17 protein-coding genes are annotated in these 24,314 nt (G+C 69.9%); 7 read left to right on the top strand and 10 right to left on the bottom strand.

All coding sequences use genetic code 11. The annotated features are described in order from the left end of the window. Nucleotides 1-165 precede the first annotated feature (165 nt). From ACIPSJ_RS22175 to ACIPSJ_RS22190, 4 genes are all read right to left on the bottom strand, one after another. Nucleotides 166-1,806 carry a DUF5597 domain-containing protein gene (locus tag ACIPSJ_RS22175; protein ID WP_401347988.1) on the bottom strand — a complete coding sequence of 547 codons (1,641 nt, stop codon included), beginning with the start codon at nucleotides 1,804-1,806 and terminating at the stop codon, nucleotides 166-168. A gap of 151 nt (nucleotides 1,807-1,957) precedes the next feature. Then, on the bottom strand, nucleotides 1,958-3,469 hold the full coding sequence (locus tag ACIPSJ_RS22180) for a family 43 glycosylhydrolase (protein WP_401347990.1): 1,512 nt from the start codon (nucleotides 3,467-3,469) through the stop codon (nucleotides 1,958-1,960). Next, the gene (locus ACIPSJ_RS22185; RefSeq protein ID WP_401347992.1) at nucleotides 3,466-5,592 is read right to left on the bottom strand and encodes a beta-galactosidase; all 2,127 of its coding nucleotides are present in this window, start codon (nucleotides 5,590-5,592) and stop codon (nucleotides 3,466-3,468) included. The genes ACIPSJ_RS22180 and ACIPSJ_RS22185 overlap by 4 nt, the downstream gene beginning before the upstream one ends. Further along, on the bottom strand, nucleotides 5,589-6,650 hold the full coding sequence (locus ACIPSJ_RS22190; RefSeq protein ID WP_401347994.1) for a LacI family DNA-binding transcriptional regulator: 1,062 nt from the start codon (nucleotides 6,648-6,650) through the stop codon (nucleotides 5,589-5,591). The genes ACIPSJ_RS22185 and ACIPSJ_RS22190 overlap by 4 nt, the downstream gene beginning before the upstream one ends. 517 nt (nucleotides 6,651-7,167) lie before the next feature. Here ACIPSJ_RS22190 and ACIPSJ_RS22195 point away from each other — a divergent pair. The 4 genes from ACIPSJ_RS22195 (at nucleotide 7,168) to ACIPSJ_RS22210 (ending at nucleotide 12,088) form a co-directional block, all read left to right on the top strand. After that, nucleotides 7,168-8,541: an extracellular solute-binding protein gene (locus ACIPSJ_RS22195; protein ID WP_359219323.1), complete on the top strand. Its 1,374-nt coding sequence runs from the start codon at nucleotides 7,168-7,170 to the stop codon at nucleotides 8,539-8,541. Nucleotides 8,542-8,544: 3 nt separating this feature from the next. Beyond that, nucleotides 8,545-9,456, top strand: a complete 912-nt coding sequence (locus tag ACIPSJ_RS22200) for a carbohydrate ABC transporter permease (RefSeq protein ID WP_401347997.1) — start codon at nucleotides 8,545-8,547, stop codon at nucleotides 9,454-9,456. After that, nucleotides 9,453-10,367 (top strand): carbohydrate ABC transporter permease, encoded by a 915-nt coding sequence (locus ACIPSJ_RS22205; RefSeq protein WP_359219327.1) that lies wholly within the window; start codon nucleotides 9,453-9,455, stop codon nucleotides 10,365-10,367. The genes ACIPSJ_RS22200 and ACIPSJ_RS22205 overlap by 4 nt, the downstream gene beginning before the upstream one ends. 104 nt (nucleotides 10,368-10,471) lie before the next feature. Beyond that, nucleotides 10,472-12,088 carry a family 20 glycosylhydrolase gene (locus ACIPSJ_RS22210; RefSeq protein ID WP_401348000.1) on the top strand — a complete coding sequence of 539 codons (1,617 nt, stop codon included), beginning with the start codon at nucleotides 10,472-10,474 and terminating at the stop codon, nucleotides 12,086-12,088. A 110-nt stretch (nucleotides 12,089-12,198) separates the two neighbouring features. Here the strand turns inward: ACIPSJ_RS22210 and ACIPSJ_RS22215 are convergent, their stop codons facing one another. Further along, nucleotides 12,199-13,488 carry an ATP-binding protein gene (locus tag ACIPSJ_RS22215; RefSeq protein ID WP_401348001.1) on the bottom strand — a complete coding sequence of 430 codons (1,290 nt, stop codon included), beginning with the start codon at nucleotides 13,486-13,488 and terminating at the stop codon, nucleotides 12,199-12,201. Then, complete coding sequence (locus tag ACIPSJ_RS22220) at nucleotides 13,485-14,156, bottom strand: response regulator transcription factor (protein ID WP_401348003.1); 672 nt, start codon at nucleotides 14,154-14,156, stop codon at nucleotides 13,485-13,487. The genes ACIPSJ_RS22215 and ACIPSJ_RS22220 overlap by 4 nt, the downstream gene beginning before the upstream one ends. 86 nt (nucleotides 14,157-14,242) lie before the next feature. Here ACIPSJ_RS22220 and ACIPSJ_RS22225 point away from each other — a divergent pair, with 86 nt between their 5' ends. The 3 genes from ACIPSJ_RS22225 (at nucleotide 14,243) to ACIPSJ_RS22235 (ending at nucleotide 16,244) form a co-directional block, all read left to right on the top strand. Next, nucleotides 14,243-15,160, top strand: coding sequence for a hypothetical protein (locus ACIPSJ_RS22225; protein WP_401348005.1), 918 nt, complete (start codon nucleotides 14,243-14,245; stop codon nucleotides 15,158-15,160). A 153-nt stretch (nucleotides 15,161-15,313) separates the two neighbouring features. Beyond that, the gene (locus ACIPSJ_RS22230) at nucleotides 15,314-16,018 is read left to right on the top strand and encodes an SIMPL domain-containing protein (protein WP_401348007.1); all 705 of its coding nucleotides are present in this window, start codon (nucleotides 15,314-15,316) and stop codon (nucleotides 16,016-16,018) included. 61 nt (nucleotides 16,019-16,079) lie between these two features. After that, nucleotides 16,080-16,244 carry a LuxR C-terminal-related transcriptional regulator gene (locus ACIPSJ_RS22235; protein ID WP_401348009.1) on the top strand — a complete coding sequence of 55 codons (165 nt, stop codon included), beginning with the start codon at nucleotides 16,080-16,082 and terminating at the stop codon, nucleotides 16,242-16,244. Nucleotides 16,245-16,477: 233 nt separating this feature from the next. Here the strand turns inward: ACIPSJ_RS22235 and ACIPSJ_RS22240 are convergent, their stop codons facing one another. The 4 genes from ACIPSJ_RS22240 to ACIPSJ_RS22255 all read right to left on the bottom strand — a co-directional run bounded on the left by ACIPSJ_RS22240 (nucleotide 16,478) and on the right by ACIPSJ_RS22255 (nucleotide 23,975). Then, entirely contained in the window at nucleotides 16,478-17,155 is a 678-nt protein-coding gene (locus ACIPSJ_RS22240; RefSeq protein ID WP_401348010.1) for an SDR family NAD(P)-dependent oxidoreductase, read from the bottom strand. A gap of 265 nt (nucleotides 17,156-17,420) precedes the next feature. Continuing rightward, nucleotides 17,421-20,276: an FAD-binding and (Fe-S)-binding domain-containing protein gene (locus ACIPSJ_RS22245; protein WP_401348012.1), complete on the bottom strand. Its 2,856-nt coding sequence runs from the start codon at nucleotides 20,274-20,276 to the stop codon at nucleotides 17,421-17,423. After that, complete coding sequence (locus ACIPSJ_RS22250; RefSeq protein WP_401348015.1) at nucleotides 20,263-21,975, bottom strand: IlvD/Edd family dehydratase; 1,713 nt, start codon at nucleotides 21,973-21,975, stop codon at nucleotides 20,263-20,265. Before ACIPSJ_RS22250 ends, ACIPSJ_RS22245 begins: the two co-directional genes overlap by 14 nt. Nucleotides 21,976-22,349: 374 nt before the next feature. Continuing rightward, nucleotides 22,350-23,975, bottom strand: a complete 1,626-nt coding sequence (locus ACIPSJ_RS22255) for a carboxylesterase/lipase family protein (protein ID WP_401348017.1) — start codon at nucleotides 23,973-23,975, stop codon at nucleotides 22,350-22,352. Nucleotides 23,976-24,314 lie beyond the last annotated feature (339 nt).

A 24,314-nucleotide genomic window follows, 5' to 3' on the forward strand; every position in this document is an offset into this window, starting at 1 on the left:
GCTGACGGCGCCCGGCCGCGTCTTCACCGTCGTACGCCGCGGCAGTGGTGGGCGCCCCGCCATCCCGGGGGCCGCAAGCCCTCCGTCAAGCCGTCACTGCTCCATCGTGAGACGAGAGCCCGAGACGCTGGTCCCGGCGCAGGAGGAACCCGAGCAAGACCTGAATCAGCCGCCGTCCACCACCACCGGCCGCTGCCCAGCCGGGCCGGCGGATCCATGGCTCCTCTCACGGGAGTGCAGCGAGAAGCGCACGACACCGGACAGTGAACCCGAGGCAGGCATGAAGCCGTGCACGCGGTCCGGGTTCTCCGCGATCCTGATCCTGGTTCCGGCGGCGGTCTCATCGCCGTTCAGCCTTCTCTGCGGCACGAGTTCACCGTCCTTGGCGACAAGCTCGTCCGCCTGCAGGACGGCAACAGGCCGGTCGCCGTCCGGACGAAGGTCCACCGTGAAGTTGTGGCCGGCCGCGATGAACGTGTGTTCGCCGCTCCACAGCAGGAGCCCGTAGCCGAGGTTCTCGCCCTCTCCCCGCTCCTTGTACGCCTTGATCACGAACTCGTACCGGCCGAAGGCGATCGGCTCCTCCTCACCGGCCCGGACTCGGAAGCCGCACACACGGTCCTGGGTCTGGGCCCGGAGAATCTCAGTCTCCAGTGCCGCGAGCTGAGCGTAAGTGCGGCGCAGGTCGCGGGTCTCGTCAACACCCAGGGAGTCGAAGCCGAACGGCGCGACTCCGATGGCACCGTACTTTCCGATGGCGAGAAAGCTGTGCGAGACGCCGTGCGCGTCAGCACGCATCTCGGGCACGAACAACGCGGTGTTGGTGTCCGCGTAGTCCTTGAACGGAATCTCGAAGTCACCGAAGTACACATCCGGCGCGAGGAAAGCGATCGCGGGGGCCGCCAGCTTCCAGACCGCGCTGACGTGCGGAAGCGGTCCCCCGCTGGGGAACACACCGGGTGCCTGCCCGCCGGCGAACACGACGTCCGCACGCGAGGACTCGTCCGGCACGATCGAGTCGAGCCACGCGTTGACGAACATTGGGATGTCGTGGTGCGCCCGGCCCGCGGCGGCGACGTGCTGGATGTAGGTCGCGTAGTGCCAGGCCATGAACAGCTCGGCCGTGCGGTCGGCGTCGCCGGTCAAGGCGCCCCAGGTCGGGGCGGAGGGTTCGAGAGGGGCCCGGACGTGCGGCGATGCTCCAGAGCGCAGGGCGTCCACAAGGGGGGCCGGTACGGGAGCCTCCCAGGCGGCCGCCGCGTCCGCTCCGTGGGAGCGGGCGGCGCCGAGAAGGCCGACCTCGTTCTCCACCTGCACCATGATCACGGTCTTCTCGCGGCCGTCGACCCGTGCGAGGTGCTCCATGAAGGCGGCGAACGCGGCGGCGTCCGCGTCGCGGTTGGCCGCGGAGAACGGGCTGAGGTTGTCCAGCGGGGTGCCGGCCGCGTCGAACTGCAGGGGAAAGCGGTACGGGTTGCGCTTCACCCAGACCGGCGTGTAGCTCGAAGAGCCGTTCTTCCAGCTCCCGAACCAGAGAAGCACCAGCTTGAGCCCGTGCTCGCGTGCGCCGGTGAGCATGGCGTCGACCAGGCCGAAGTCGAACTCTCCCTCGCGTGGCTCCACGAGTTCCCAGCTCACCGGGGCCAGCACGGTGTTCACCCCCGCACCGGCGAATCGCTCCCACAGCGGCTGGAGGTACTCCGCGCTGGACGACGTGGAGTTGTGAAGTTCGATGCCGCGTATCAGGAAGGGATCGCCGTCCACGACGAGCTGACCCGTGACCGCGTCGATGTAGTGGTCTTTCAACGGGGTTGTCCAATCGTTGCTGCATGGCGGAGAGGAGCCTGCGTGCCAGGGCACGTCACGGGCGCCGACCGCGCCCCGCGTCCACGCGCGCGGGCGGCGACGTGGCACGAGCGGCGATGTCGGCACGAGCGGTCGGCGGACCCAGGCTTGATCATTCCGGGTCGGGCGCGATGTCCCAGCCGGCGTAGCGGAACTCCGCGAAACGCACCACTCCCTCGCTCGTATGGAGCCCGATGACCCGGCCGGTGAACGACGCGCAGGTCTCCGCCGTCCAGTACCGCCCGTCCAGCTCCGCGAGCGGTGTCCCGTTGGCCAGCAACCGGACCAGGTCCCCGCCCACGGCCGTGGCCTCCTCCGGCGGCGTTCGCAGTTCGAGGCCCAGTTCGACCGGGCCGGAGGGGAACGTCGTGCGCCACTCCTGTCGCAGACCGGCAAGCGCGGCCCAGGCGGTCACGACCGTGATGCGGTCCTCCGTCCTCGCCTCCAGGCCGAAGTGATGCCGCTCGTCGTAGCGCGCGGCCAGACCTCCCACGCCGTCGGAGGCGTCCACCGTGGTCGTCACCACGGCGTTCAGGTGGCGCTGACGACGGCCGACGAAGACCGGCTGCGGATCGCCGAGGCCGGCCTGCTGCCCACGCAGTTCCAGGTGCTCATCGGCGACACGGGCCACGGCGCGGGGTGTGGTGCGGACGGCCAGCCAGCCGGGATCGTCGAGGGCGGTCTCGTCCTTGAACGTGAACACGACGTGCTCGGTGCCCGGACGCGGAGCGAGTTCGACGGGAGCGACAGTCGGCCAGCCGTCGTCGGCCCAGACCACATCGGTGATGAACGTCTCCCGGCCCAGCGGAGAGAATGCCTCCGCCGCACCGACCGGACGCACGCCCAGCAGCACCAGCGCCCAGCCACCGTCGGGGGTTTCCACCAGATCGGCATGACCGGTGTTCTGGATCGGCCATGAGTGTCCGCTCGCCGTCAGCAGCGGATTGGCCGGGTACCCGGTGAACGGGCCCGCGGGGGACGCACCGCGCGCGATGCTCACCGCGTGAGCGCGTTCCGTGCCGCCCTCGGCGATCACCAGGTACCAGTGGTCGCCGTGCCGGTACAGGTGGGGGGCCTCGGGGAACCGCAACCCGGTCCCGGACCACAGCGAGCGGGGAGCTTCGAGGGCCCGGCCCGTGGCCAGGTCGACCCGGACCTGCTCGATGCCGTAGTGGCGTCCCGCCTCCTCCCCCGACAGCCGTAGTCCGGAGTAGGTGACGTAGGCGGTGCCGTCGTCGTCCCAGGCGAGGTCCGGGTCGATGCCGTCGACGCCGGTGATGGTCAGTCCGTCGCTCCACGGGCCGGCGGGGTCGGTGGCGGTGAACACCACGCAGCCCCGGGGGCTGCCGACCACCGTGACGATGACGTGGAAAAGTCCGTCGTGGTAGCGGATGGTGGGCGCGAACACGCCGGCGCCGGTGACGACCGAGCCGACGGCGACCTGCTCCGGGCGCTCGGCGACATTGCCGATGTGCTCCCATGTCACGAGATCGGTACTGCGGTACACCGGCAGGCCGGGAAGGTACTCGAACGTCGAGGTCACCAGGTAGTAGACGCCGTCGACGAGGATGACACTCGGGTCGGGGTTGAAGCCCGGGATCAGGGGGTTGGGCCGGCCGGTCATGCCGTCACCAGCTCGACGGTGACAACGACGTCCCACGGGCCCAGCTCGACGGCGTCTCCCGCGCGGAACTTGCGGGCGGCCAGTACGTCTTCCAGGTCGACGGGCGCGGTGACCGCCTGGGGTTCCCACGCCCAGTTGTGCAGGACGTGCACGCGCCGACCGCCGTTGTTCGTCGCGCTGTTGACCGTGACGCTCTGCGGAAGTTCACCCCAGAGCGCGGCTGTGGGGCGCGCCCACTCGAAGAGGGCCTTGGCGAAGGAGGGGTTGGGCAGGGTGCCCACGCACGTGATGCGTCCCTCGCCGTGGGGCCGGGTCGTCGCGGCCGCGAACTGCCCGAAGTGCGGGTGCTCGTAGCCGGCCAGGACCTGTGCGTCGGTGGCCACCAGACCGTCGGCCCAACGGGTGGCGGTGGCGTCCTCCGTCAGTCGCAGTCCGCTGCCCGGCACGACGGTCAGCGGGACGTCACCGTCGAGGTTGCTGTATTCGCCGTAGACCGCACCCGCGGGTTCGGACAGGACCGGGGGCGCGACCTCCGCCCGGGCCCGGCCCTCCTCGTCGGTGTAACCGGTACGCGGTCCCAGGACGAGGTGTCCGCCCGCCGCGGCGTAGGCGGTGAGCCAGTCGAGCAGAGGCCGCTCGGTCACCTGCGCCCCCGCGGCGACGAGCAGCGGGTGCTGTGCCGCGAACCGCGCGGGATCCGGGCGCTCCTGACCCGGCGCTCCGTGGAGGATCTGGTGGTCGTGGACCAGCCGGGCCTGCAGCCGGGCGTCGAAGGCACCCTGGTAGAAGGCGTCGAAGATCTCCCGGTAGGCGTGCCGGTCGGGGGCTCCGTGGGCGTCGGCCAGCGGCGGCTGCTTCTCCATCAGCCACTTGCTGGCAGTGGAGTACAGGAGGACGACGTCGCTGTGCGGTGTCAGGTCGGCCACCGTCTCGCCGGCGGCGGCGAACTCGGCTCCCAGCGCGGCTATCTCGCGGTAGGCGCGGCCGGGGACCTCGCTGTGCGGAAGGACGCCGCCCCAGTACGTCTCGGCGCCGAAGCGCAGGGTGTTCCACTGCCAGTACTCGATCATCGTGGCGCCGCGTGCCACCAGGGCCCAGGCGGCCTGGCGCCACTGCCCGTCGTAGGCGGGCTTGATGTGCCCGGAGTCGTTCACCGACAGGGCGACCGTCTCGGTGACCAGGAAGGGCGCCTGCCGGGAGGCGTACATGCGGTCCGCCGTCAGGTGCAGGGCGGGCACGCCGGTGGTGAACCAGTGCCGCTGGGTGGGGTGCGGTTGCGGGAGCAGCAGCGCGTCCTGCATGCCGTAGTAGGCGTTGCCGGAGGTGATGTCGAGTTCGCGGGACGTCAACTCGTCATCCATGGCGGGGAGTTGATAGGCAATACAGGTCGTGACGAACTGGCCGGGCTCCGTGTAGCCGCGCACGATGTCGGCCTGCCAGCGGATGAACTCGGCCGTCTGCTCGGCCTGGAACCGGCGCCAGGCCAGGTCGTACTGCGGTTGCGCGTTGCCGTCCGGTCTCCACAGGTCGGACCAGTCGGACAGGCGGTGCGACCAGTAGACGAGACCCCACTCCTTGTTGAGGGTCTCGACGTCCCGGTAACGGTGGCGCAGGTGGTCGACGAAGCGCTGGAAGACACCGTGGTTGTGCAGCAGGTGGAAGCCCGGTTCGTTGTCCACCTGGACGCCGATGACCGCGGGATGGGCGGCGTAGCGGTCCATGATGACGCGGATGACGCGCTCGGCGTGGAAGCGGAAGGCGGCGTGGGTGAAGTCGACTTCCTGGCGCGCGCCCCAGCCGACGCGTTCGCCGCCGGCGGTCTCGCCCGCGATCTCGGGGTACTTGCGCGCGAGCCACGGCGGAACCGCGTAGGTGGGGGTTCCGAGGATGACGTGGATGCCGCGGGCGTGAGCGTGGTCGAGGACCGGCTGCAGCCAGTCGACGTCGAAGCGGCCGTCCTCGGGTTCCCAGGTCGACCACACGGATTCACCGACGCGGATGACGCTGAATCCGGCCGCGGCCATCCGGTCGAAGTCCTCGGTGACCCGCTCGCCACGCTGGTACTCGGCGTAGTAGGCCGCTCCGAAGAGGACGCGGCGGGGCAGGCGCGACGTGCTCGTCACGAAGACTCCTGACTGTGTGTGGTCGCTGCGCGCCGGGGCGGTGCGGTCGACTCGCGGACTGCGAGGACCGGTTCACCGAGATGCATCCGGCGGCCGGTGGCGGTGGGTGCGGCGATCTCCTCGACCAGGAGTGCGACGCCTTCGGCCGCCATGGCGTCCAGGTCGTGGACGATGGTGGTGAGAGCGGGGTTGAGGAAGCGGGCCGCGGGGATGTCGTCCATGGCCACGACGCTGACGTCGTCGGGCACGCGAAGGCCGTTTTCGTGCAGGGCTCGGATCAGGCCGATCGCCATCTCGTCGTTGGCGACGAATACTGCGGTCATCGCCGCGTCCTCCGCGAGACGGAGCCCCGCCTCGTAGCCGCCCTCGCAGGTCCAGCCCCCCTCGATGGGCTCGACCACCGGCAGACCGGCGTCGGTCAGCGCGGAGCGCCAGCCGTCGGCACGGTCCCGTGCCGCCCACCAGCGGTCGGGCCCGGCGAGGTGGCGGATCTCGGTGTGGCCGAGGTCGATGAGGTGACGGGTCGCCACATAACCGCTGCGGTCGGCACGCTCAGCCGCCTCTATGCGGCGAGGGGCGGAGACGCTGTGGAACCGTCCCATGGTCAGCACCGGCACGTCGATGGTCACCGCGATGGGCCCCTCATCGATGTCCTCGGGCAGGATGATGCCGTCGACGCCCTGCTCCAGGAGTCGCTCGATCGGGCCGGCGAGAGCGTGGGTGTCGTCCTCGCCCGTGTGTGCCGCGATCGTCGCGTAACCCAGTCGGCGCGCTGCCGCTTCCGCCGCGACGAGCAGGGTCGACGGTCCGTACAACCGGGCGTCGAGCGCGACGACACCGATCCGGCCTGTCCGGCCGGAGGTGAGGCTGCGAGCCGCCGCGTTGGGGCGGTAACGCAACTGCTGCGCCGCGAGGAGTACCTTCTCACGCACCTCGGGTCGGACATGCGGCTCGCCCCTCATCACACGCGACACGGTCTTCTGTGACACACCCGCCAGGCGTGCCACGTCGGTGCTCGCAGGCCGAGGAACGCCCCTGTCCCCGCCGGTGGGTACCACGGCTCACCGATCCCTTCACATCTCGCCCCGCCCGGCGGCGGCTTCGCACCGGGCAGCTGAACGCGCTCAGACTACGTAGTCAACCGCGGAATGGGAAGAACTCAGATCGCCGCCCGTCCGGCGTAACCTGTCCGTCATCCAAAGCCGGAAAAATAGGCACGACGCCCCTCTTGACTTCAGTGCGTCCGACGATTCAAGGTACCGCTTGACTTCGTAGTCAAAGCGCGGACGGGGATCGCAGAGCGGTCGCCGTCGCGCCCGGTCCCGCGGCCCGGCGATACGGGCCAGGTGACGGTTCCGAATCCCACGGTGAGTGTCACCCGGGCCGAGGAACCGGCTTGAGTGACCTTCGGAACCAGGGTCGCCGTCCGCCGACACCTCGGTGGCGGCGTGATGTGAACCCATGCGTCCCAGACCGGGCGACGCAGCCGCTGTATGCCGACATGCAGTGTCCGACGCGGTCGATGTTCGACAGCACCTGGGCGTCAGATCGCCCGGAAGAGGGAGAGCGCCAGTCATGACCAGTCAGCCGAAGAACACTTCGAGAGCATGGAGTCGCCGCTCCTTCCTCGCCACGAGCGCGATGGCCACAGCGGGAACCGCGCTGACCGCCTGTTCCGGCTCCGGCAGCTCGTCCGACAAGTCCGTCAAGCCCATGTCGTCGGCGAGCATGGCGGCCGCGCTGAAGAAGCCGACCGAGATCACCTTCTGGACCTGGGTCGATCTGAAGAAGCAAGTGGCGATGTTCGAGGCGAAGTACCCCAGCATCAAGGTCAAGATCGTCAACGCCGGCCAGAGCGCCGACGAGTACAAGAAGCTCAGGACGGCGCTCAAGGCAGGCCAGGGTGCGCCGGACGTGGTCCAGATCGGGCTCGACACCCTGAGCGCGTTCGTGATCACCAAGGACCTGCTGGACCTGGCGCCGTACGGCGCGGGTGACCTCAAGGACGACTTCGTCGACTGGACGTGGAAGCAGGTGTCCACCGGCGACAAGGTCTACGCGATTCCGCAGGACACCGGTCCGATGGGCATGCTCTACCGCAAGGACGTCTTCGACCACTACGGTCTGCGCGTTCCCGAGACCTGGGAGGAGTTCGCCGCGCAGGGCCGCAAGCTGCACGCCGCGAACTCCGGCATCTCGATGACGAACCTGCCCGACAACGACGCCCCGAACTGGCTGGGCCTGGCCTGGCAGGCGGGCGCCCGCCCCTTCTCGGTGAACGGGACGAACGTCACCATCGGCGTCAACTCCGCGAAGATGAAGCAGCTGGCCGGCTTCTGGACCCCCCTCGTGCAGCAGGGCATCGTCTCGGCCGACCCGGACTTCAACAACGACTGGTACGCCGGTCTGACCAAGGGCACCTACGCCACCTGGGTCACCGCCGGCTGGGCTCCGCTCTTCCTGCAGGGCGCCGCCGCGAAGAGCGCCGGCAAGTGGCGTGTGGCGCCCATTCCCCAGTGGAGCGACGGGGCATCGGTGTCGGGCAACTGGGGCGGCTCGACGAACGCGGTCACCGCGCAGACGAAGCACCCCGAGGCAGCCGCCGCCCTCGCCATGTTCATCAACCACGACAAGCAGTCGTCCCTGAGCATGGCGACCGACCTGTCGCTGTTCCCGCCCCTGCGCAGCACGCTGAGCAACCCCGCGTACGTCGGGCAGAAGTCCGCCTTCTTCGGCGGCCAGCAGGTCAACCAGCTGTTCTCGCAGTACTCCGCGACGGTCAGCCCGGACTTCCAGTGGAGCCCGTTCAACGACTACGTCACCAGCAGCTACAACCCGACCGTCGGCACCGCCCTGACACGCAAGAAGTCCCTGTCGGACGCCCTGGACGCGTGGCAGGAATCGCTCACCTCCTACGCCCGCAAGCAGGGCTTCAAGGTGACCGGCTGAGTCATGGCTCTCGCACTTCCCGGGCGTCGCGGACGCCCCCGACAGCGCCGGCCGCACGGCCTGGCAGGCTTCCTCTTCGTCGCACCGTTCATGATCGTGTTCGTCGCGATGTTCGTGGCTCCGCTCGGTTATGCCGGGTACCTGAGCCTGTTCCGTACCCAGATCGTCGGAGGAACGGTCTTCACCGGCCTCGACAACTACGTCGACGCCTTCCACGACCCACAACTGCGCGCGGGCCTGGCCCGGATCGTGAAGTTCTTCTTCGTCCAAGTTCCCCTCTCGATGGTGCTCGCCACCGTCTTCGCCCTCCTCATCGACTCGGGACGGGTGTGGGCACCGAAGGTGTTCCGGCTGGCGTTCTTCGTCCCGTACGCGGTTCCGGCGGTCGTCGCCAGCCTCCTGTGGGGCTACATGTACGGCCGGAAGTTCGGCGCCTTCACCCAGCTCGCCGAGCACATGGGACTGGCCAACCCGGACTTCCTGTCGGCCGGCCACCTGCTCCCCTCGATCGCCAACGTCGTGACGTGGGAGTTCACCGGCTACAACATGATCATCCTGTACGCGGCGCTCCAGGCCATTCCCGGAGAGCTCTACGAGGCCGCAGCGCTCGACGGCGCCGGTCCGATCCGCACCGCGCTGTACGTCAAGCTGCCCCTGCTGCGGCCGGCCCTCGGAGTGATCCTGCTGTTCTCGATCATCGGCGCGTTCCAGCTGTTCAACGAACCGCAGGTGCTCATCCCGTCCGCCGGGGCGGCCATCACACCCGACTGGACACCGAACCTGTATGTCTACAACCTCGCCTTCACCGATCAGCAGACCAACTACGCCGCCGCGGTGTCCTTCGCACTCGGCCTCGTCATCCTCGTGGCGACGTACGTGGTCTTCGGCCTCGGAAAGCTGAGGAGGCCGCGGTGACCAAGACCCTCGACGCACCCGCCGTCGCACACGCACCGGCGCCACCGGCCGCCCGGACCCGGCGGCGCAAGGACCGTAAGTCGGTCATCGCGACCGCCTTCCTCCTGGCCTTCTTCTGCTACTTCCTGGTGCCGTTCTTCTGGCTGGTCGTCTCCGCGACCAAGACGAACGGAGATCTCTTCGACTCCTTCGGGTTCTGGTTCTCCGGACACTTCAACCTGTTCGACAACGTCCGGGCCGTCTTCGCCTACTCCGACGGCGTGTTCTGGCACTGGATGGCCAACTCCGCCTGGTACTCGATCGCCGGCGCCCTGGGGGCGGCCCTGCTCGCGACCTCGGCCGGGTACGGGTTCTCCAAGTTCGCCTTCTTCGGCCGGTCCGGGATGTTCACCCTGATCCTCGGCACGATCGCCGTGCCGACGACAGCGCTGGCCATCCCGACCTACCTGCTGTTCAGCAAGGCGGGACTGACCGATACCCCCTGGGCCGTGATCCTGCCGTCGCTGGTCAACCCCATCGGCATCTACCTGATGCGGGCCTATGTGGGTGACTCGGTGCCCGACGAGATCCTGGAGGCCGGGCGCATCGACGGCGCGAGCGAAGCCAAGATCTTCTTCCGTATCGCACTGCCGATGACCGTGCCGGGATTCACCACGGTGTTCCTGTTCTCCCTCGTGTCGACCTGGAACAACTACTTCCTGCCGCTGGTCATGATCAGCAACCCGAAGTGGTACCCGGTCACGGTCGGACTCGCCCAGATGAACGCCACCGCCAACGCGGGCGGTGGAGCGCAGGCACTGTTCTCCGTGGTCATCACCGGTGCCCTGATATCGATCATCCCCCTCGTCGTCGCGTTCCTGCTGCTTCAGCGGTTCTGGCAGTCCGGGCTCTCGGCGGGTGCCGTGAAGTAGCCCCGAAACCGGCGTTCCGACGGAGCGCGAGGGCTCCCTGTTCATGTCCGTGATCTCGATGCCCGGCCAGTCGGCCGGGCATCCCATCGAGAAGGGAACTGGCTTTGACCGACAACGGTTTCAGCAGACGCCGCATACTGGCGGGCGGGCTCGGCGTGTTCGCCGGCGTGGCGGTGGCGCAGACGGCGAACGCCGCTCCACTCTCCTCGTCCTCCACTGCCGACGAGGTGGCGTCCAGGCCGTCCACGATCCCCGCGCTTCGGGAGTGGACCGCCGGCTCGGGTGCTTTCCGGATCGGCCCGTCCGCACGCATCGTCGTCCGCGCCGCCGACTCGCGCCGTCTGCGGAGCGACGCCCAGGTCTTCGCCGAGGATCTGCGGGCGCTGACCGGCCACGACGCCCCGGTCGTGGTGACGGACGCCGCGCCGCGCGACGGTGACATCGCGCTCGACCTGCGTGCGGCGGACGCCGTGCTCGGCACCGAGGGGTATCAGCTGACCGTGGACAAGAGTGTCCGCGTGAGCGCGAGGGCGTCGGCCGGCGTCTTCTACGGGACCCGCACCCTTCTCCAACTCCTGCGGCAGGACACCAGCATCGCCGCGGGCACGGCCCGTGACTGGCCCCGCTACGCCGAGCGCGGCCTGATGATCGACACCGCCCGTAAGCACCACTCGTACGACTGGTTCGTGTCGCAGATCAAGGACATGGCCTACCTGAAGCTCAACTACCTGCACTGGCACTTCAGCGACGACGAGGGCTGGCGTATCGAGAGCCGCCACGGTCTGGAGTCGGCGGAGCACCTCACCAAGCAGCAGGTGCGCAGCCTGATCGAGCTGGCGACGCGGCACCACATCACCGTGGTGCCCGAGATCGACATGCCGGGCCACCTGGGCTATGCCCTCAAGGCCCACCCCGAGTTCCAGCTCAAGGACGCGGACGGCAACGTCACCGCCACCAAGATCGACTACTCCGTCCCCGCCGCGCGTCGCTTCCTGCGCGACCTCGTCGAGGAGTACCTGCCGCTGTTCCCCGGTCCCTACTGGCACATGGGCGCCGACGAGTTCCTCGGCGAAGCGCAGTTCGCGAACTACCCCCAGCTGGGGAGGTACGCCCAGCAGGAACTCGGCTCGTCGGCCACGGCGCAGGACGGAATCCGCCATCTGGTCAACGAGTTCAACAAGTTGGTTCGGTCCCGCGGAAAGACGCTCCGCGTCTGGAACGACACCTTCACCGCCGATGTCGCCTTCCCGGTCGACGAGAGCGTCGTCGTGCAGTGGTGGACCGACCTCAACACCCCGATCCCGAGCACCAATCCGGTGGCACCCCAGGACCTCGTCTCCCAGGGCTACACCGTCTTCAACGCCAGCTTCTTCCCCACGTACGACTACCCCGACTACCTCAAGCCCGCCGCGGCCACCCCGCGCGCCCTGTACGAGAACTGGACCGCCAACAGGTTCCACGGTTTCGCGTACTTCGACGACTACGGCACCGGTTTTCCGTTCCACGACCTCGACGCCACCGAGCCCAACCTCCTCGGCTCCGCCGTGCACTTCTGGAACGACGGCGCCGCGTCCAGCACCTGGACCGAGGAGAAGACCGCCGAGTCGCTCTTCCCGCGCCTGCGCGTGATGGCCCAGCAGACGTGGGAGTCGGCCCCGCTGGTCAGCACCTACGCGGAGTTCGAACCGATCGTCCAGCGGCTCGGGTCGGCACCGAGCTGAGCCGGGCCGCGTCTCACAGGAGGGTGGCCGACCCGCCAGTCGGCCACCCTCCGCACTGTGCGGGCCCCGGAACATCGCGTGCCCGGGCCGGCTCCCGCAGTTCTCCCCCCTCACCTCGGCGTCGGATGGCCTCCTCGGATCAGGCTGCCTGTCGCCCGGCTGCCCGGCCCGTCCGGCGCGGTGATGCGGAACGACAGGTGCGCGCCCTTGGGGGTGTCCCTGACCACGAGGGTCCCTCCGTGGGCGGTGGCGATGTCGCGGGCGATGGCCAGGCCGAGTCCGGAGCCGCCCGCGTCCCGTGCCCGGGCTTCGTCCAGGCGGTGGAAGCGCTGGAACACCCGCTCACGGGAGGCGGCCGGGATGCCCGGGCCGTCGTCGATGACGTCGATCCCATCGGCGGTGACCCGGACCGTGACCCGGGAGGCGGCATGGCGGACCGCGTTGGCCACGAGGTTGGCGACCATGCGCTCCAGGTGAGAGCGGGAGCCGGTCACCAGGACGTCGGACTCCAGCTCCAGTGCGATCTTCACGGGGGCCGGGCGGGCGACGGCCTCGGCCGCCACCTGAGCCAGATCGACCTCGGTGCCGATCAGGGGTTCGCCGCCGTCGAGCCGGGCGAGCAGCAGCAGATCACCGGTCAGCTCCTTGATGCGGGCCACGTCGGTCAGCGCCTCGGTGACAAGGCCGGGCGCCTGACGCATCCCGAGTTCGAGTCGTGCGCTCAGGGTGGCCACCGGGTTGCGCAGTTCGTGGGCGGCATCTGCGACGAACTGCTGGTGCCGCTCGACCGCCGACTCCAGTTGGCCCAGGGTGGCGTTCATGGTCTGCGCGAGACGTGCCACCTCGTCGCGGGTCATCGGCTCGGGCACCCGCCGGTGGAGGTTCTTGGCGGTGATGTCGGCGAAGGTCGCCCTGATCGACTCCACGGGGGCCATCGCGCGGCCCATCAGCTGCCACGTCATCGCGGCCATCAGCGCCACCAGTGCCGGAACACCGAGCAGGAGCAGTCGTTCGAGCGTGCTGAGGGCGTTCCGCACGGGGGCCAGCGAGACCTTGGCCCTCACCGTCTTCGGGCCGTCGGCGGTGTCCACGACCGTGCTGGCGGTCGCATAGCCGTCGGCCAGCACCACCTTCTCCTCGTCCGTCCCGGCGGTGTGGTCGCTCTCCTCCGGCGTCGGCTCCGAGCCGTCCACCCCGCCCGGTGGAGCCGCGTCGACGGGCGGGTCCTCCTTGAGCGCCGAGGCGCTGGCCCTGACCTTCCGGGTGGCCTGATCGGCGACGCCGGCTTCCAGACTGTGGCGCATCGTGAGGATCAACACCAGGGATGCCGAGGTGAGCACCGTGGCGACGATGACGGTCGCGGCCAGGGTCACCCGTATCCGCACCGACAGCCGGTTCACGGAAGCTCCAGCAGATAGCCGCTGCCCCGCACGGTCGCCAGGGTGCGGACGCCGAACGGCGCGTCGATCTTCCGGCGCAGGGCGCTGACGTAGACCTCGACGATGTTGGGATCGCCCTCAAAAGCGAAATCCCAGGCGTGCTGGAGCAGTTCCGCCTTGGTCACCACCTGGCCCGCCCGGCGGGCCAGCAGATGGAGCACCGCGAACTCCTTGGGGGTCAGCGCGATGTGTACGCCGCCACGCCGGGCGCATGCCGCCGCCGGGTCCACCTGCAGATCCCCCACCTCGATGACGGCGGGTCGTTCCTGCGCCCCGCGGCGGACCAAGGCCCGCAGCCGGGCCAGCAGCACCGCGAAGGAGAACGGTTTGGCCAGGTAGTCGTCGGCGCCGCTGTCCAGCGACTGAACCTCGTCGAGTTCACCGTCCATCGCGGTCAGCATCATGATGGGCGTCCAGTTGCCGGCTTCGCGCAGCTTCCGGCACACGGCGAAACCGTTGAGACCCGGCAGCATCACGTCCAGCACGATCGCGTCGTACCGGTGCTCGCCGGCCATCCAGACAGCCTCACTGCCGTCACCGACCACGTCCACGGCGAAACCCTTGTCCACCAGTCCGGACTTGATGACGTCGGCCAGTCGCTGTTCGTCCTCGACCAGTAGCAAGCGCATCGACCCAGCTTCCACCATCGGACCTGAAGGAATCCTGAAGACCCCTCTCAGGACCGTTTCAGGCACTGCCGGGCAAGCTCTCGGCCATGAACACGACCACGAGCCCCCCTGCCAGGCGCCTGACCGCGGCCGGCGCGCTCGCCGCCCTGGTGCTCACCGGATGCGGAATCAGCAATGCCGCCACGGACCCGGGCGGCGGCAGCACCTCGCCGAGGGCCCTCTCCGGGATCTGCGCAGCCTCCACCCAGCGAAACGGCATCGTGCACTGCACGAAACCGTTCCCCGGGACGAAGCCGGTACGGCTCCCGGGCGACCCGTCCCGAACCCAGCGCTACGGAGCCCTCAAGCGCGGCGTCCCGGCGTTCCACACCCGCGGCGGTGACCTGCCGCTCACCGCCGCCGTCACCAGGAGGCTGGAAGCGGAGGCCAACGGCGGCCGTACCGACTATGCGAACACGATCTATCTCGCGACCATCGCCAAGGGCAAGGTCACCGAGATCAAGCCGGTTGCGGACATCGAGGAGAACGCCGTCCTTCGCGCCGTCTTCGGCGGCCGGGCCATGGAGGGGACCATCGGTGTCCGCACCCGCCAGGGCGACTACAGCCTCACCGCGACCCTTCCCGTCCGCATCGAGTTCGCGGGCTCGCCGGAGCGCGGACAACTGACCGGAAGGATCACCAACGCGACCAGCGCCGTCCGCAGCGCGAAGGGCTCCTGCTTCGCCCCGCTCAACCGCACCAAGGCGAATCCGCTGGTCGGAAAGTTCACCGCCAAGATCGGCATTCGGCGCGTCCCGTCGATGCACGGGGCGTTCGACGACGAGCTCATCCTCATCTGGGCCACTGACGAGAGCAACATGGGCGACGCGTACTACCCGAGCGTCGCGACCCTGCTCGGCGGGGACAGGCTCGGCCCGACCTGGGAGACCTCGCTCCACGGAGTGCCGTCGCAGGGCCCGCCCGTCAACCTTCGTCTCGTCACCGGCGGCGGCAGGACCTGCTGACGAGCCCACCCGCTGCGTGCCGGTCTGACACGACGCCGGCACCGGCCGCACGGTCGCAACCGCGTGGACACCGACGGCCGGGCCGCGGCTGCGCTGCCCCCAGAACCGCCGAGCATGAGAACCACTCCCACCGCCCTGAGGAACGGCCCCGCCATGCAGGAGCAACCTGCCCACCCCTACGGCACTCCCGACGCCCCACGCGTCGCCGTCCGTGGAGAAGCGCACCTCGAAGTCGACCCCGAATTCGCCGGTATCGGCGTCACCGTGAGAGCCCGGGGGACCGACCGCCGCGCCACCCTCGCCGACCTCAGCCGCCGAAACGCCCTCGCAGCCGACCTCGTCCTGGGCTACGGCAACGCCGTCGAACGCATGGAAACCAGCGTCCTGTCCATCACCCCGGAACTCGCCGAACACGGCCGCCGCGAACGCGTCCGCGCCTACCACGGCCACGTCCACACCATCGTCGAACTCACCGACTTCTCCGCACTCGGCGAACTCACCGCCCGGCTCGCCGACCTCGACCTCACCGACGTGGACGGCTGCTGGTGGGGCCTGCGCCCCGGATCACCCGTGCACCGCCAGTGCCGCCGCGCCGCCGTCCACGATGCCGTGCAACGCGCTCGTGAATACGCCTCCACCCTCGACGCCGGCCTCGTCGCTCTCGTCGAACTCTCCGACAGCGGCCTGACCACCGGCGCCCCGTCCACCCACGACGACCTCTTCGACCAGATGGCACCGCGCGGTGCCGGGGACGGCTTCGCTCCTGAAGCATCCCTCGCCATCGATCTCCGACCCGAACGGCAGACCGTGACCGCACACGTCGAAGCGCACTTCATCATGACCCCGCCACGGCTGTGACCGTGATGGCTCTCTCCGGCCGCCACCGAACGCTCACAGCGGCAAGAGGTCGCCCAGCCGCATGCTCGCCCTGCTGTCCGCAGGGTTCACCGACGAGCACATCGCCCGCTCGCTCGGCTGTAGCCTTCGCACCGCGCAACGCAGGGTCGCCCACCTCATGCGCGAACTCGGCGCCACGACCCGGTTCCAGGCAGCGCCGCGCGCACGAGACCTGGGCTGGCTGTAGCAGCACCGGCTAGGAGCCCTCACGCACGAACGCGGTCGGCGCCCGCCGCCATGCGCCGGAGCACGCCGGTCCGGATCCTTCCCCGTGGCCGTGGGCGGCGGGCAGATCAGCGCGGCGTCCGACGCGTCCTTATAGGAGACACGAACTGCCGCTCTGCGCCGCGGCTCTCCCTCTCCGCCGCACGGTGATGGACCCGTCCAGAGCCGGACCGTGCACGGCCGGTGTACAGCGGTTCAGTAGGTGGCACGCCCCCCGCTGATGTCGTACACGGCGCCGGTGGAGAAGCTGACGCGGTCGGAGGCGAGGAACGCGACGAGTTCGGCCACCTCCTCAGGGCGTCCGATGCGACCCATGGGGATCAGGCCGGCGAGGCGCTCCAGTACCTCCGGCGCGGTGGTCGCGTTCATCGGTGTGGCGATGACGGCGGGCGTGATCACGTTGACCAGGACCCCGCTGGTGGCAAGTTCCTTGCCGGCGGCCTTGGTGAGCGCGATGACGGCGGCCTTGGAGGCCGAGTAGGCGGAGAGGTTGGGGTTGCCGTCCTTGCCGGCCATGCTGGCGAAGTTGACGACTCTGCCCCAGCCCCTCTCCCGCATGCCTGGCACGAACAGACGCATGGTGTTCACCGTCCCCATGACGTTGACGTCGAGGACGCGCTGCCATTCGTCGCGCACGGTCTCCAGCAGTGGCTTGTTCGGCCCGACGATGCCGGCCGAGTTGACCAGCACGTCCACCGGCCCTACGCCGTCGGCCGCATCACGCAGTGCCGCTTCGTCGGTGATGTCGACGCATACGTCGGCATCTCCGAGGTCGAGTGTCGTCACCTTCAGCCCGTCGGCGCGCAGACGCTCGGCGGCGGCGGCGCCCAGCCCGCGCGCACCGCCTGTCACGAGGGCGGTTCTGGCGTTCATAGGGTGTCCTGCCTTCCGGTCGGGTGGGTGTGGCCTGGTGATTCGAAGGAGCGGAGTGAATCGGAGCTCCGGATACGGCGGTCATGAGGCTGAGTCCCGTGAACGGCTGAGGAGACTGGGCCGTCCCAAGCCCCGGTTCTTGGCCGCACCGTCGTTGGAAAGAGGCGATCGGAGCCGCGCTCGGTCCTGGCCGAGGCGATCGGCAGTGTCCCTTCGATGTCCGACGACGTGCTGCGGGCTCTCGATTCCACCGGAGCCGCCCTGCTCACAGGTGAGGACGTGTCGCGTCGTCGAGGAGCTCCAGCAGATGGCGGTAAGGATGGCCGGTCGCTCTGGTCATGCCGATTTCGCAGGTCCTGTTGACGGAGGCGTGGGCGGCTGCCGGATGCCGCAGTACGGCTCGTGCCTCGGCCGCCGTCGCCGATGCGGTGAGTTCCGGGTGCAGCAGGCCCCGGTCACCGGCGAAGGCGCAGCAGCTCCAGTCCTCGGGTTGCACGACCTCCTCGGCGACCGCGGCCGCCACCCGCAGCAGCGCCGGGTTGAGGCCGAGCTGTGTGGAGGAGCAGGTGGGATGGACGACCACCGAGGGAAGACGGCGGGCCCGGGGCAGCCCGGGCAGCACGGTCGTGTCGACGAACTCCACCGCGTCCACGACTCGGAGGGCCTCCTCGGCGAGCATGCGGGCCAGTCCCTCGGTACACGAGGCGGCGTCGACCACGACGGGCAACGCACCGTTGTCGGTGGCCTCGCGCAGGACGGGCAGGACGCGGTCGCGCATGGCCGTGTGTCCGTCGGTCAGGCCCTTCGACTTCCAGGGCGTGCCACAGCACAGCGAGGCGATCTCGGCCGGCACCCGGACTTCCACACCGGCTCGCCGGCACAGGGCCAGGAAGGCGTCCCGGACTCCCGGTCCCGCCTCGGGGTCGGCCGGTGCGAACATCGTGGAGAGGCAGGCCGGGAAGTACACCGCCTGTGGTGTCCGCGTCCGCACGGGGCGGCGCCGGCTGCCGCCACGCGGCAGGTCGGCGGACCAGGCGGGCACCGTGTCCGCGCCGAGCAGCGCCCGCCCGGCCGCGGTGATCCGCGTGGGCAGCGCGTCGGGCACGGTACTCGCGGCGGTCAGCGCTGTCGCGGCCCCTCTGGTGACGCCGTCCCAGTGCCGGGCCGCGTACGCCCACACTTTCTGTTCGGTCCGGCCACGCTGCTCCGCACGCAGTCTGCGTGTCAGGTCACCGGTGTCGATGCCGACCGGGCAGGCGGTCGCGCACATGCCGTCGACGGCACATGTGTCGACTGCGTCGTACTGGTGTTCCCGTTCCAGTTCGGCGAGCAGCCCGGTGTCGCCCGTCTCCTTGGCCCGCGCGATCTCCCGGCGCAGCACGATCCGTCGGCGTGGGGAGGTGGTGAGGTCCTGGCTCGGGCAGACCGGTTCGCAGTAGCCGCACTCCACACACCGGTCGACCTCGGCCTCGACGGTGGGCGTGGACTTGAGGTGGCTGATGTGCCCGGCCGGGTCCTCGTCCAGCAGCACTCCGGGGTTGAGCAGGCCGAGCGGGTCGAGTAGCCGTTTGACCTCGCACATGACGTCGTAGAGCTCGTCGCCGTACTGCCGGCGGACGTAGGGCGCCATGATGCGTCCCGTGCCGTGTTCTGCCTTGAGGGTGCCGCCGGCGCCGAGCACCAGGTCGGCCATGTCCTCGGTGAAGCGCAGGTAGCGGTCGACGTTGCCGGGCGCGTCGAAGTCCTCGTTGAGCAGGAAGTGGACGTTGCCGTCCTTCGCATGGCCGAAGATGACGCTGCCGCCGTAGCCGTGGCTGTCGAACAGTCCGGTCAGCTCCGAGCAGGTCGGCAACAGCGCCTCGACCGGGACGGCGATGTCCTCCAACAACGCTGTCGTCCCGGACGGGCGGGCGCCGGCGACCGCCGTGTAGAGCCCCTTGCGGATGTGCCACAGTGCCGCCCGGGCGACCGAATCGGTGCTCAGCTCCGCGGGGGCCGCCAGGGGAAGGCCTGCGATGAGGCGCGACGAGGTGTCGACGAGGTCGGAGAGTTCCTCGCCCGACGGGCTCTGGTGCTCGACCAGCAGCGCGGCGTGGTCCCGTACCGTGAGCTCGCGCAGCGCGGCGCTCGCGCGGGGGTCCTGACGGGCGACGCTCAGGCTGGTGGCGTCGAGCAGTTCGATCGTGGTGAAGCCGGTGTCGACGAGGGCCGGCAACGACCCGGTGGCGGCGGCGAGGTCGGAGAAGAGCAGCAGCGCGGTGGCGGCATGCGGGTGGGCCGGGACGGTGCGGAACGTCGCTTCGGCGACGAAGGCGAGCGTGCCCTCGCTGCCGATCACCAGGTGCAGGAGGATGTCGGCCGGACGGGTGTGGTCGACGAAGGAGTTGACTCCGAGGCCCATCGTGTTCTTGATCGAGTACAGCTTCTCGATGGTCCTGACCGACGCCGGGTTGCCCCGCACCCGGTCGCGCAGACGGGCGAGACCCTCATGGAGGTCGGGTTCCAGGGCGCGCAGGCGGTCGTCGGCGTCGGCGGCTCCGGTGCCGAGCACGGTACCGCTCGGCAGCACCAGGACGGCGGACTCCAGCGTCCGGTAGGTGTTGGCCTCTGTACCGCACGTCATGCCGGAGGAGTTGTTGGCGACGACTCCGCCGATCGTGCAGGCGGACTCGCTGGCCGGGTCCGGGCCGAGCCTGCGGCCGTGGCGGGCGAGCCGGTTGTTGACCGCGCGCACGGTCGCTCCGGGCTGTACGCGGACGCGTGCGCCGTCGTCGAGGATCTCGATCCCCCGGAAGTTGCGGCGGGTGTCGACCAGGACGCCGTCATTGGTGGCCTGCCCGGACAGGCTGGTACCACCGGAACGGAAGGTCAGCCGGAGTCCGTGCGCGCCGGCCGTCCTCATCAGAGCGGCGACCTGGGCCATGTCACGAGGGGCGACGAGGGCCTGCGGGACGAGCAGGTAGTGCGAGGCGTCGTGGGCGAAGGACAGCCGGTCCGAGGCGCGGCCGGTGACCGCGCCCGGAGCCGCCGACTCCAGTCGGGCCAGCAGGGCCGCGTCGGCGGCGAGCGGGTGGCCGGGCTGGACCGCCGGTGCGACCCGGGGGCGGTCAGTGCGACTCACGACTGACCTCCGAGCCGCTGGACCCGGTGAGGAAGTCCAGGTCGGCTCCGGTGTCGGCCTGCTGGACGTGGTCGACGTAGAGCCGCTCCCAGCCGCGACCCGGGGCGGCGAAGCCGGCGACGGTCGCCTCGTTGGGGGTGCGTCGGGCGAGTTCGTCGGCGGGCACTTCGAGGTCGATACGGCGGGCCTGCACGTCCAGGCTGATGATGTCTCCGGTGCGTACCAGGGCGAGGGGTCCGCCTGCGGCGGCCTCGGGTGTCACGTGCAGCACGACCGTGCCGTAGGCGGTGCCGCTCATCCGGCCGTCGCAGACGCGGACCATGTCGCGCACGCCCTGTTCGAGCAGCTTCCTCGGCAGGGGCATGTTGGAGACCTCCGGCATGCCCGGATAGCCCTTGGGGCCGCAGCCGCGCAGGACCATGACGGAGTCGGCGTCGATGTCCAGGTCCGGGTCGTCGACGCGGGCGTGGAAGTCCTCGATGCTGTCGAAGACGACCGCCTTGCCGCGATGGCGCAGCAGGTGGGGCGAGGCCGCCGCCGGTTTGACGAGGGCGCCCTGCGGGGCGAGGCTGCCGCGCAGGACGGCGATGCCGCCCTCGGCCACCAGCGGCTTCTCCCTGGTGCGGATCACCTCGGGGTCCCAGATCGGGGCGTCGTCGAGATGGTCCACCAACGGGGTGCCGGTGACGGTCAGTGCCTCGGGATCGAGCAGGTCGCGGACCTCACGCAGAACGGCGAGCAGACCGCCGGCCCGGTGGAAGTCGTCCATGAGGAAGCGTCCGGCCGGCAGCAGGTCCACCAGGACGGGTACCCGGGAGCCGATGCGGTCGAAGTCGTCCAGGGTCAGGTCGATGCCGAGACGGCCGGCGATCGCCAAGAGGTGGACGACGGCGTTGGTGGAGCCGCCGACGGCCGCGAGGGCCACGATGGCGTTGTGGAAGGAGGCCCTGGTCAGGAAGGTTCCGGGCCTGCGGTCGGCGGCGACCATGTCCACCGCGAGGCGGCCGGTGCCGTGTGCGGCCTCCAGGAGGCGACTGTCGGGGGCGGGGATGCCCGCGGTGCCGGGCACGGTCGTGCCGAGCGCCTCGGCGACGATGGCCATCGTGGACGCGGTGCCCATGGTGTTGCAGTGTCCGCGGCTGCGGATCATCGCGGACTCGGAGCGGGTGAACTCCTCGTTCGACAGCGTGCCGGCCCTGACCTCCTCCGACAGCCGCCACACATCGGTGCCGCAGCCGAGCGGCGCGCCCCGGAAGGTGCCGGTCAGCATGGGGCCGCCGGGGACGACGACGGCGGGCAGGTCGACGGAGGCGGCGGCCATCAGCAGCGAGGGGATCGTCTTGTCGCAGCCGCCGAGCAGGACGACGCCGTCGATGGGGTTGGCCCGGAGCATCTCCTCCGTGGCCATGGCCGCCATGTTGCGCCAGAGCATGGCGGTGGGGCGCATCTGGGTCTCGCCCAGGGAGATCACGGGAAGGTCCAGCGGGATGCCGCCCGCCTCGTACACACCGTTGCGGACGGAGGCGGCGACCTCGTTCAGGTGCGCGTTGCACGGGGTCAGGTCGGAGGCGGTGTTCGCAATGGCGATCTGCGGTCGGCCCGTGAACGCGTCGGCGGGCACGCCTCGGCGCATCCAGGCCCGGTGGATGTAGGCGTTGCGGTCCTGACCCGCGTACCACTGTGCGCTGCGGAGCTTCACAGACGGCTCTTTTCATTAATCGGTACAACGGTCTAGGATTTGGAACACGGGGAGCATAAGCAGATCTGCCCCGCGACCGACAGCCCCCCGGGCGGAAAACACCGCACCGGAGGGCATTTCGTCGCCGTGGCGCCCGTAGTCGGCCATCTGCCCAGGGCTCGCGAAGGTCGTGGAGCGACCGCGTCGTGCCCGGCACTCGCGACCGGGTGGGCCCCGATGTCAGGACCCGGCCGAGGCCGGGGTCGCATACCGCCGGACTCTCGGACCGACCCCATGGCGTCGCGCCCGCCGGGGCACGCGGTCGGCGGGCGCACGCGGCAGGAGCGACCGGAGGGCGCTCCTTCCGCCACGGGGATCCGTCGGAACGGCCCTGACTAGTCGATCACCTTCTCCCACACGGCGCAGTGATGGTCGATGGCTCGGCCGGCGGCCGGCACCGGTCGGGCGGTCGTGCTCCCCAGCGACTGGACCTGTCCGGCGGGTGCGTAGGTCGGCCAGTGCGGCACGGTCGGACCGTTCGGCCTGCCCTTACGGGCGAAGTTCGCCCAGTAGTCGATCAGCCGGTCGGCGGACGCTCGCTGAGCGGCGTCCATGGTGAGGCCGAAGTCGAAGAGATAGGAGAGCTCGGAGGTGTGGGTGGCGCCCAACGGGAAGTCGGCGGGAAAGGACACGATCGGGGGTGCGTGCGTGTCGTTGAACTCGTATGCGTAGAGCGGCGCCCGCCCGTTGATGAGTCTGCTCGACTTCAGCGCCGGACAGGCGAAGGCTCCGTCGCCGACCAGGGTCGCGAGGGCGAGTCCGGGACTCGAATAGGCGCTGATCGGGTATTCGGCCGCGATGGCCGGGGCGGCGTTCCCCCACATGGAGGCGATCAGCGTCTGGTAGTTGTCCGCGGTCACGGTGCCGAAGGCGCCTTGGGCGACGAAGAGCCGGCCCTCGTTGTGGTTGGCGCCCTGGAGGACCGGTACCCGGGGGAAGTCCCCCTTGGCCAAGCGGGTGGACACCTTCTCCGGCAGGGCCGCGCCACCCCACAGCGGTCCCCATGAGTTGACGATCGATGCGCTCTGGCGCGCCATCAGTTCGGCGGTCGGCTTGCCGCGGAGACAGGCGACGACGTCACCCGAGGTGCAGCCGGCCGCGGTGGCCAGGGTCGTGCCCTGCGCCTCGCCCTGGGCCAGCGAAGATCCCTTCAGACCGCAGCCGCTCTCGGCGACGAGCTTGTCGAACAGCCCCTTCGCCGGCGGCGAGACCAGTTGGATGCAGGCGCTCGCGGCTCCGGCGGACTCACCGAACACGGTGACGTTGTGCGCGTCGCCGCCGAAGGCGGAGATGTTGTGCCGGACCCAGGCCATCGCGGCCTGCTGGTCCTCGATCCCGTAGAGACCGGAGGCGTGGGCGCCGCCTTCAGCGGTCAGCTGGGGCAGTCCCAGAAAGCCGAACATGCCCAGCCGGTAGTTCATCGTGACGACGATGACGTCGCCGCGGTCGACCAGAGGCGACGGGTCGTACCACGAGCCGGCGCCGGAGACGAATGCCCCACCGGGGATGTAGACCATCACCGGCAGCTTGCGCGACACGGTCCGCGGCGTCGTCACGTTCAGATAGAGGCAGTCCTCGCTCCCCAGGACCGAGCCATCGGGCGAGCCGACCGTCTGCGCACACATGTCACCGGGTGAGGTCGCAGCTCGGACGCCTTTCCAGGGCGCCGCCGGCGTCGGCGACCTCCAGCGCAGAGAGCCCACCGGAGGAGCGGCGTAGGGGATGCCCTGGAAGGATCGGGTGCTCGTCGCGTACGCGCCTTGGACCTTCCCCTTGTCGGTGCGGACGACAAGGGGCGCCTCGGCGGGGACCGACGCCTCCGAGGACTGGGCCGCGGAGGCGGTGGACGCCGGAAGCCCGCTCATCACGGTGAGCAGGAGCGCCGCGAGGACTCCGCCGACGACCGCGCGAGGTCTGCGCCCGGCCCTTGGAGGCCGGAGCCACGGTACGGACAACCGCATGCTTTTCTCCTTCTTCGATGGACGGCGAGCCGGCCGTGGAGGCGTAAGAGGCGCGATGACCGAGGTCCGTGCGCTCGCCGCGAGCAGGCCCAGCGGCCGGTGACACTCAGGCGATGTGCGGACTCCCGGAGCGGGTCGGCCACCGCTCTGCCGTAGGAGATCAGGGTGCCGCCGCCGGCCATGGTCACCGGGCGACCGTCCAGCGCCCGTGCCGGTGCGGCCCGGGCACGAAGGCGGTTCGTTCGCATCCTCATCACCCTCCCCGAAACCGACCGAGTGCACGCTCGGTTTACAGGGGCGTCACGCTGGCACCACTGAGTCAGCCACGTCAAGGCAGAC

It is taken from the genome of Streptomyces sp. NPDC090088 (assembly GCF_044747345.1).
In the GTDB taxonomy this organism is placed as follows: domain Bacteria; phylum Actinomycetota; class Actinomycetes; order Streptomycetales; family Streptomycetaceae; genus Streptomyces.